Genomic DNA, 9,538 nt, shown 5'->3' with positions numbered 1-9,538 from the left:
AAACCATGTCTCAAACAAAAAGAGAAACCCATCGCTTCAGAAAAGAGTGGGTTTCTCTACAGCCTGAAGGCAAAAGGCAGGGGAAACCCTGCCTTTTGCCTTGTTTGGTTTCCATTATGAAGAGGGCTGAAACCGTTATTTTTGAAAATATTTTCACTTCTTGGCTTGTCATGCTTGGACACAAAGAATATATACCCGTACCCCTCATATACTGTACCAAACTATCTCGAGTAGGGAGGCGGGAGCGTGCACGATTACATCAAGGAACGGACAATAAAAATCGGCCGTTGCATCGTCGAGACGAAGCACACGGTGCGAACGATTGCCAAAGAGTTTGGCGTCTCGAAAAGCACGGTGCATAAGGATTTGACTGAGCGTTTACCAGAGATTAACCCCGATCTGGCGGATCAAGTGAAGCACATTCTGGAATATCACAAATCGATCCGGCACCTGAGGGGAGGAGAAGCAACCAAAATCAAATATAAGAAGAGTACCGGAAGAAAGCGCGAGGTTCTGGCGGCTGCAAAATCGTAAGCGATTTTTTCTACAAAAATAGAGGAATTTCGCTCATTTCAGCGAATACTGTACAAGATGAACATTGAACCGACTACTATTCGTCTTGGAGGACTTTAGACTTATGTTTAGCAAGGACATCGGAATTGATCTTGGAACAGCAAATGTGTCCATTCACGTAAAGGGGAGGGGCGTCGTCTTGGATGAGCCCTCCGTCGTCGCGATCGAGAGCGAAACGAAGCGTGTATTAGCTGTGGGCGAAGAAGCGCATCGAATGGTTGGTCGGACACCAGGTAATATCATCGCCATCAGACCGCTTCGGGACGGTGTAATTGCCGACTTCGAAATTACGGAGATTATGCTTAAAGCGTTTATCGATCGCGTCGGCGGCCGCTCGTGGTACAGCCGCCCTCGCATTCTCATTTGCGCGCCGACCAACATTACCTCGGTGGAGCAAAAAGCGATTCGTGAGGCGGCTGAACGCAGCGGGGCTAAGGATGTTTTCTTAGAAGAGGAACCTAAAGCAGCTGCAATTGGCGCAGGTATGGATATTTATCAGCCTAGCGGCAACATGGTAGTTGATATTGGCGGTGGCACGACGGACGTGGCTGTGCTTTCCATGGGCGACGTCGTTACCGCCTCTTCTATTAAAGTTGCTGGGGACAAGTTCGATGCCGCTATCATGAGATATATTAAGAATAAGTATAAGCTCTTGATCGGTGAGAGGACCAGTGAGGATATCAAAATAAAAATCGGCAGTGTGTATGATGACGGCCGCAAAGACGAGGTTGATATCCGCGGACGGGATATGGTATCCGGCTTGCCGCTTACGGTTACAATTCACTCCAGGGAAGTACGTGAGGCGCTTTGGGAGCCGATATCGTCAATTGTAGCAGCGGCTAAATCGGTGCTGGAGAGGACTCCTCCGGAGCTGTCGGCGGATATTATTGATCGGGGGGTTATTCTAACAGGCGGCGGAGCGCTTCTCGGCGGTCTTGATGCACTGCTGGCGGAGGAGCTGAAAGTTCCTGTGCTAATTGCGGAAGATCCTATGCACTGTGTCGTTAAAGGGACAGGCCTTCTTCTGGATTATTTGGACAGAGCACCTAGTAAACGAATATAAGAACGGCTGGTCTATATAACGATAAATAAAGCTCATCATGCCGCATAAGGACGGCAGCAACGTATTCAGGTAGGACGCTTTGGGGAGCGTGCCGAAGGATACGAAGATAATAAATGAGTCTAAAGACGCATAGACGTTCTATTCACCGTGCCGCTCAGAAAGCCGATATATAGTGTATATGCTTACGAAAGCCTGGTTTACGCTTACGAAGCTATGCTTCTACGAAACATCAGCATACGCTTACGAAGGCAGCTTTCTCAAGAAAGCTTTTAGGAGGCTCATACATGCTAAGAGGTCTTTACACGGCAGCGGCAGGGATGGTTGCTCAGCAGCACCGACATGATACCGTAACGAATAATATTTCGAATATTAATACGCCTGGTTATAAACAAGACAATGCGGTCACTCGTTCATTTCCCGATATGCTCCTTCAGCTCACCGGTGTCAAAGAAGGTGAAGGGCATGCCATTGGACATTTGAATACGGGAGTATTCGCTGAGGAGAGTCTGCAAATAAATTTGCAGGGCGATCTGACGCAGACGAACCGGTCCGGCGATTTTGCTATTATGTCTGATATCGCGGTCCCCGGCATCATCTTCGATGAATCCGGCAAATATGTTTCACCGGATGGGATGGAGACATTCCAGCCGCAAGCTTTCTTCACGATTCAAGATCCGAACGGGGAAACCCGTTATACGCGTAATGGTTCATTCACTCTAAATGAACAAGGCTTTCTAAGCATGGCTGATGGGTCGCTTGTCCTAGGAGCGGATAGAAGGCCGATTCAACTTCCAACGGGCACATCAGTGGACAAGCTTTCACTTGATAATGGGCGCCAATTGATTCATACAGCGACAGGCATAAGTGTGGGGCAATTGCTTATCACTCGGATCGAGAATCCAAATGAGCTGGTACGTTCAGGAAACGGTAAATTTGCCCTTCAAGGCGATCCGAAAAATGCAAGTCCGATTGCTGCAGATGACCGTGTTGAAGTGCGTCAGGGCTATATCGAGCGTTCGAATGTTGACTCTGCTCAATCCATGGTTGATTTGATGTCAGCGGCCCGCGCTTACGAAGCCAATCAGAAAGTTATCCAATACTACGACAAGAGCTTGGACAAGGCTGTGAATGAAGTAGGACGCGTTTAAATGGGTGTGAATTCGTAAAGGAGGCCTGAAGTCTTGAACAGCTCTATGATTAATGCAATGGTTTCAATGAACGGACTTCAGCAGAAGCTCGATATTCTTGCCGATAATATTGCCAACGTAAATACGGTTGGCTATAAGCGCAAGGAAGGCTCGTTCGAAGATCTGCTGACGACGCTCAAGAAGCAGCCGGATTCCTTTACACAGCCGGGAAGGTTGACACCGCTTGGTTTTAATCAGGGCTGGGGCTCCAGACTCACGAATGTTCAGCCTGATTTATCGCAGGGACCGCTTCAACAAACCGATCAGCCTTATGACCTCGCCATCGAGGGCAATGCCCTTTTTGAAGTGCTGGTTGATAACAACGGAACACGCGCTTATACACGCGGAGGATCCTTTCAAACTTCTTTTGCTGCAAACGGCGCGAACATTCTCACGACACGTGAGGGTTATCCTGTTGCATCAGCGGATGGAAGGCGTATCGAAATACCGGCTGGCGTGCATGATGTGCAAATTGACGCGCAAGGCCATATTACAGGTTCTCCCCCATATGGAGGACGTATAGATCTTGGTCAACTGGGTATGGTACAAGCTACGAAGCCAGGATTACTGTCACAGGTGTCCGATAACTTATTCACTATTGCAGATGGCATGAATACTGGGGATGTCGTTCAAAGCATTGTCCCTAGCGAAGCCAATCGAATCTCGATCCATCAAGGTTATGTAGAGCAATCCAATGTTACTTTGGCAGATGAAATGACTGAATTGATTAACGTGCAGCGCGCTTACCAGTTAAGTGCAAGAGCATTGTCCTCGAGTGATACCATGCTTGGGCTTGCAAATAATCTGCGCGGGTAGGAAAGAGTTGAGCGGTATGGATACGAAGAAGGAAACAGCTGCAGGACTGGAAGGTGTCTCTCAAGCGGAGCGTTCTCTGCTAACGGCAGTTCCGTCCGGCAGTCGATCAGCCGAGCAGGAACTGCATTCAAAGCGGGGTGCTGAGGCTGCCCAATCGGACAAGGAACGTCCGAAACGCAACCAAGGAGTCCGCATTTTGCTATGGCTGCTCCGTAAGAGTGTCGTGCCGGCATTGTGTGTGATTGCAATTGTCGGCGGTATGTGCGTAGGCTACGTTACAATCGGAAAAGGCTCTGTCTCGGATGTATTTAATCTGGCAACCTGGAAGCATATGTACGATCTTGTGTTTGCGGATTCATAATATGGAATATACTTGTACAAGCCCCTACTCTACGCAGAGCGGGGCTTTTTTGTATGCGCAAAGGGAACGATGCCCCGCGATGAACTTGAAAAAGGCAGTACCAGGGCAGCTGAGCCTTGGTACTGCCTTTACATGACGAGCATGCACGCACTATTTAATAGTAATCCGGATGCTGATGGATTTGCCGCCGAAGGCTGCCTTGATTGCTGCAGAGCCTTTGGCAATACCAGTAACCGCTCCGTGATCGACAGTTACTGCTTTATCGTTGGACGATGACCAAACCGCCGAACCGGATACATCGATCGTTTTGCCGTTCTCGTACTCAGCGGTAACTTTGATCGTACCTTTGTCTGCGGCATTCATTGTAAATGATTTTGAGTTCAAAGTAAGTTTCTTCAACTTAGGCACAACGCTCACGGTAATTTGTACCGACTTATCCTGATAGCTGCCCTCAAGCTTAGCTGTACCCTCTGTCAGCCCTTTAATCGTGCTTCCTTTGATCGAGGCAACTGTCTCCGGTGTCATTGTCCAATCCATCTTGCTGCTGAGAGACACGGATTTACCGCTCTTATAGACGCCTGTTACTTTCAATGTTTTGGTGCGATTGGGGTTAAGAACGACGGAGCTCGCATCTACAAACAGCTTCGTAATTTCCTCTTCGATTGCAACCCGTATGGTGATGGATTTGCCCAGGTAGGTGCCGGTCAGCGTTACGTTAGATACGACAAGCCCCCGCATATTCAGTGCTTTCAAAAGCAGGTTTGAAGATGAACTCTTCCATGTGACTGCGTTTGTTACATCTTCCTCACTGCCGTCTTCATAGGTAACCTTGATTGTTGGAAGCTTCACTTCTTTGCCGATAACGATACTTTGAGACGTCTTATCAGCCGTGAGCACTAATGGCTTCTGATAAACAGTCACGGTGACGGATACGGATTTGTTAGTGTCGATTTCAGCGGTGAGGAGCGTTGTTCCTGCTTTATTCGCTGTCCATTTACCATCAACGAGATTGACAATATCGGTATTGCTGCTCTTCCAGGTAACAAGCCCTGAGACATCTATGGATTCATCGGCTAATGTTTTGGCTGTGATTTTCGGCAGGGTAACGGCTTCATTCAGAAATGCGCTCACTTTATCGCTTGCGGCAGTGAGCATGCTGACCGTTGGATAAACCGTAACGTTAACTTGCTGCGATACGCCTTTGTAGGAAGCCTTAATGGTTGTTGTGCCTACACCTTTAGGCGTAACCAGCACTTTGCCATTATCAACACTTACTGTTGCTGCGAATACATTACTTGAAGTCCAGCTAGCGGCAGTGGATACGTCTTCAGGCTGTTCATCACTGCCAACCACAGTCAACGTGAATGCTGCTGGACTGCCTTTTAACGATAGATGCTGTTCTTCTTTGGGGGAGATCCGCATCGCTTCAAACGCCGGACGCACAACGACCGATATCGATGTCGACGCTCCCAAGTGGTAAGCGGTAATTGTCGTTGTTCCAGAGCCTACCGGAGTCACTGTCCCGTTATCAACGGTTGCGACAGCGGTGTTGGCACTGGTCCATTTGATATCGCTTGGCGCTGGAGTCGGCGCACTGCCGGTTGAAGTTAATATGCCTGAGGCAGTCACCGTTTCCGGGGCATTGCCAAGTATAAGTTCCATCAGCGTATCTGGAGATATTGTAAAGGATTGATAAGGAGATGCGACTTTAAGCTTAATGGAGTCCGTTTTGCCTTTGTAAGCGGCTGTAATCGTAGTTTCACCCAAACTCACCAGTGTCACATGACCCGCTTTAACCGTTGCGATGGCTGTATCGGAGCTTGTCCAAACGGCATCATTCGTGGCAGTGAAATCCTCAAAGCCGCTTTTCTTAGCAGTAAGTCCAAAGACGATGGATTGGCCGAGCTCAACATTAGCGGCATCGGCGGCGGCATTTCCGTTGGTATCCTCCAAGGTCAGACTGTCATACTTGTAAGAAGAGGTGAACTTAATCGTAAGCGTGTATCCTTTGTACTGGGCTTTAATGACGGCATCACCGCTTGTTACCCCCGTCAGCACCCCATTCTCTACCTTAATAACTGTGGAGTTGGATGATGACCATGATGCATCCGTTGTGACATCCTTCTTCGTCGTTACTCCCGCTGGGGAGAGGAAGGTTGCGTTGGTTTGGAGCTCGTAGGTTTCCCCTACATATAAGGAAGGGCTGGACGGCGTTGTTTCAAAGGTAAAGCCGGTAACGGTATCCTCCGCGGCAGATGCAATACCGGCGAATGCGGATAGAATTAGAAGGAGTGACAGACCTGCGGAGGCCCAAGTACGGATGACTCGGGCAGAAAAGGCTTGCTTCACATGACTCATAGTGGTTCGAATAACCTCCGGCTTCATATAATTTAGGGACCTCTACTATTTAACGGTTTACGGAGCCTTAAATTGAAGCAAAATACCACTAATTACCAATAATGTTCATTCGATTCCTCGCTGCAGCAGGCAGAAAGACTGCGCCTTCATTAAGAGCAGAGTTTTATTTTTCCTGGTGTAGAGGTATAATGGGTGAGGAACTTTGAAGCCATATCCCGAAAAGGTAAGGGGGCGTGAGCATTTGAATCTGCCTAACTTGTTGACGATGCTGCGTTTTGCGTTGATCCCCGTTTATATCGCTATTTTCTCCTCGGGACATATGAAATGGGCATTTCTCATTGTCATTCTTGCAGGACTGACTGATATTTTAGACGGATATTTAGCGCGTAGAAACGGACAAGTGACCTCGCTTGGCGCCATGCTCGATCCACTAGCGGATAAGACGATGATGATCACGGTTATTCTTTCCTTGCTTATAACGGGACATATTCCTTGGAGTGCGGGTGCGGCTATTTTCATACGCGATTTAGGTATGATCATAGGATCGGCGTATTTCCATTTTCGGGGGAAAAAGACGGTACCGGCCAATTGGATGGGCAAACTGACGACCGCCCTTTATTATCTGGCTATTCTTTTTATATTCTTTGAACTGCCCTTTGCTAAGGCCTACTTATGGGGAATTATTATCTTCTCCTTTATGACTTCCTTCATTTATATCTTTTTGTTCGTCTCCTTGAACAAGGATAACGCTGCGGCTGAGCAGCCCAATCTTTTGGCAGAAGAGGAGAAGACGAAGACGATGTAAAAGCAAAAAAGAGACTGACCGCGAGAGGCTTCTGTAGAAGCATTCTCTCCTTGCGGTCAATCTCCCTTATCTTAACCTTCACGACTGCAGTTTCGAGAAGGATGGCCTTATTGTGGCACAATAACCAACAATTTAAACGTGGATTTCGAAAGGAGACATAGAAATGCTGGATATTAGACAAATACAAGAGATTATTCCGCATCGCCCGCCGTTTCTGCTTATCGATCGCATTCTTGAGGTAGAGGTTGGCAAGCGTGCGGTAGGGATCAAAAATGTGACGATGAACGAGCCTTTCTTCACAGGCCACTTCCCTCAATATCCGGTGATGCCGGGTGTGCTGATTGTTGAGGCGCTCGCCCAGGTAGGTACAGTCGCGATATTGATGGTGGAGGGAAATAAGGGGAAAATCGGATTTTTCGCCGGCATTGATAATTTCCGTTTCCGCGGCCAAGTGACTCCTGGCGATACGTTGACTCTGGAAGTCGAGATTACGCGCTTAAAGGGGATTGTCGGAAAAGGACAAGCAACCGCCAAAGTCGGTGATAAAATAGTGGCCGAAGGCGAGATCATGTTTGCCCTTAAGGATCCTGAATAATTATCTCGTACCCAACGATTGAGACATATAGAAGCAGTACAAATACGGTGGAGAGAGGGAGATTGCAAATGACACAAGCAGCAGTAGAACGTTACGAGGCATGGCTGAAGGATCCCGTGATTGATGCAACGACGAAAGAAGAGCTCACAGCAATCAAAGGGAATGCGAAGGAAATCGAGGATCGTTTCTATCGTGACCTTGAATTCGGAACGGGCGGTCTGCGCGGAGTTATGGGCGCGGGTACGAACCGGATGAACATCTATACTGTAGGTAAAGCAACACAAGGGCTTGCGGACTGGGTGCTTAGCCAGAACAAAAGCAATCCTTCCGTTGTTATCGCTCATGACTCCCGCAATAACTCGCCTGAGTTCGCGCTCGATGCTGCCCTGGTGCTGGCTGCAAACGGCGTAACGGCTTATTTGTTCAAAGGCCTTCGCCCGACGCCGCAGTTGTCTTTTGCTGTACGTGCTTTGGGTGCTGTCAGCGGCATTGTCGTTACAGCCAGCCACAATCCACCCGAGTATAACGGCTATAAAGCTTACGGCTCTGACGGCTGCCAGCTGGTGCCTGAGGATGCAGAGCAGGTTATTGGCGCTATTCAGCGCGTAAGCGGCTTCGATCAAATTCGCCGCATCAGCCAAGAAGAAGCGGAAGCTAAGGGTCTGCTGCGCTGGCTTGGAGAAGCTGATGACGCAGCTTATGTGGACACTGTTGTGTCTCACAGCCTAAATCGTGATTTATTGAAGCGCGGATTTGGCGATACTTTTAATGTGGTATTCACCCCGCTGCACGGAGCAGGCAATATGCCCGTTCGTCAGGTATTGAAGCAGGCAGGCTTCAATAACGTGCACGTTGTCCCTGAGCAAGAACAGCCGGATGGCTACTTCAGCACGGTCAAATCGCCGAATCCGGAAGAGCGGGAAGCTTTTACGCTTGCCATTAAGCTTGCACAGGAAGTGGAAGCGGATATTATTATCGGTACGGATCCGGACTGTGACCGTATGGGTGCGGTCGTGCGTAACAATGAAGGCGAGTATGTTGTTCTGACAGGCAACCAGTCAGGCGCTATTATGGTGAACTACCTGCTCAGCACGTTAAAGGAACGCGGACAGTTTCCTGCAAACGGCGTTGTGGTCAAAACAATCGTGACAAGTGAAATGGGCGCGGATATTGCACGCTCCTATGGTGCAGGAGTGGTCAATACGCTGACGGGCTTCAAATACATAGGGGAGAAAATGACTCAATATGAAAAAACGGGCGAGCATACATTCTTGTTCGGCTATGAAGAAAGCTATGGATATTTAACCGGAACGTATGCCAGGGACAAAGATGCCGTTATCGCTTCGCTGTTTATTTGCGAAGCAGCTGCTTACTATAAGAGTCAAGGGAAGACGCTGTATGATGTTCTTCTCGAATTGTATGAAAAATTCGGGTTTTACCTGGAACATCTGGAGTCGCGTACACTTAAAGGCGTTGACGGCGTTCAGCAGATTGCCGGAATCATGAACCACTGGCGCAGCAACCCGCCAGCTGAGGTTGCCGGTGTGCGTGTAACGAAAATGCTTGATTATTTGCCTGGTCTTGACGGGCTGCCAGCGGAGAACGTATTGAAATTCCTGCTGGAGGATGGTTCGTGGTTCTGTCTGCGTCCGTCCGGTACGGAGCCGAAAATTAAAGTTTATTTTGCAGTATGCGGCAGTTCCCAAGCGGATGCGGCAGCGGCTGTAGAACGATTGACGCAAGCGGTCATGGAAGTTGTGGACAACAAGGCTTAAGGAGT

The 9,538-nt window shown here is 48.6% G+C and carries 9 protein-coding genes; 8 read left to right on the top strand and 1 reads right to left on the bottom strand.

The features are described from left to right. The first annotated feature begins 246 nt into the window (after nt 1–246). The 5 genes from spoIIID to ACFPYJ_RS29140 all read left to right on the top strand — a co-directional run bounded on the left by spoIIID (nt 247) and on the right by ACFPYJ_RS29140 (nt 4,000). Nucleotides 247–534 (top strand): sporulation transcriptional regulator SpoIIID, encoded by a 288-nt coding sequence (gene spoIIID / locus ACFPYJ_RS29160; protein ID WP_125663688.1) that lies wholly within the window; start codon nt 247–249, stop codon nt 532–534. Between the two features lie 103 nt (nt 535–637). Next, nucleotides 638–1,636 (top strand): rod shape-determining protein MreB, encoded by a 999-nt coding sequence (gene mreB, locus ACFPYJ_RS29155; RefSeq protein WP_379191763.1) that lies wholly within the window; start codon nt 638–640, stop codon nt 1,634–1,636. Nucleotides 1,637–1,920: 284 nt separating this feature from the next. Continuing rightward, the gene (locus ACFPYJ_RS29150; RefSeq protein WP_379191762.1) at nt 1,921–2,784 is read left to right on the top strand and encodes a flagellar hook-basal body protein; all 864 of its coding nucleotides are present in this window, start codon (nt 1,921–1,923) and stop codon (nt 2,782–2,784) included. Nucleotides 2,785–2,817: 33 nt separating this feature from the next. Further along, the gene (locus ACFPYJ_RS29145; RefSeq protein ID WP_379191761.1) at nt 2,818–3,639 is read left to right on the top strand and encodes a flagellar hook-basal body protein; all 822 of its coding nucleotides are present in this window, start codon (nt 2,818–2,820) and stop codon (nt 3,637–3,639) included. Nucleotides 3,640–3,655: 16 nt separating this feature from the next. Beyond that, nucleotides 3,656–4,000 carry a DNA-directed RNA polymerase subunit beta gene (locus ACFPYJ_RS29140; protein WP_379191760.1) on the top strand — a complete coding sequence of 115 codons (345 nt, stop codon included), beginning with the start codon at nt 3,656–3,658 and terminating at the stop codon, nt 3,998–4,000. 150 nt (nt 4,001–4,150) lie between these two features. Here ACFPYJ_RS29140 and ACFPYJ_RS29135 read toward each other — a convergent pair whose 3' ends face one another. Further along, entirely contained in the window at nt 4,151–6,358 is a 2,208-nt protein-coding gene (locus ACFPYJ_RS29135) for an Ig-like domain-containing protein (RefSeq protein WP_379191759.1), read from the bottom strand. A gap of 241 nt (nt 6,359–6,599) precedes the next feature. On the opposite strand from ACFPYJ_RS29135, the gene ACFPYJ_RS29130 reads away from it, so the two are divergent. From ACFPYJ_RS29130 to ACFPYJ_RS29120, 3 genes are all read left to right on the top strand, one after another. Then, nucleotides 6,600–7,163: a CDP-alcohol phosphatidyltransferase family protein gene (locus tag ACFPYJ_RS29130; RefSeq protein WP_379191758.1), complete on the top strand. Its 564-nt coding sequence runs from the start codon at nt 6,600–6,602 to the stop codon at nt 7,161–7,163. A gap of 163 nt (nt 7,164–7,326) precedes the next feature. Continuing rightward, nucleotides 7,327–7,758, top strand: a complete 432-nt coding sequence (gene fabZ / locus ACFPYJ_RS29125; protein WP_379191757.1) for a 3-hydroxyacyl-ACP dehydratase FabZ — start codon at nt 7,327–7,329, stop codon at nt 7,756–7,758. 68 nt (nt 7,759–7,826) lie between these two features. Further along, nucleotides 7,827–9,533 carry a phospho-sugar mutase gene (locus ACFPYJ_RS29120; protein ID WP_379191756.1) on the top strand — a complete coding sequence of 569 codons (1,707 nt, stop codon included), beginning with the start codon at nt 7,827–7,829 and terminating at the stop codon, nt 9,531–9,533. The last annotated feature ends 5 nt before the right edge of the window (nt 9,534–9,538 follow it).

The sequence above is a fragment of the Paenibacillus solisilvae genome (assembly GCF_042656405.1).
Classification (GTDB): domain Bacteria; phylum Bacillota; class Bacilli; order Paenibacillales; family Paenibacillaceae; genus Paenibacillus_Z; species Paenibacillus_Z solisilvae.
The sequence above is the reverse complement of the archived record's forward strand: the minus strand, read 5'-3'. Positions and strand labels throughout refer to the sequence as shown.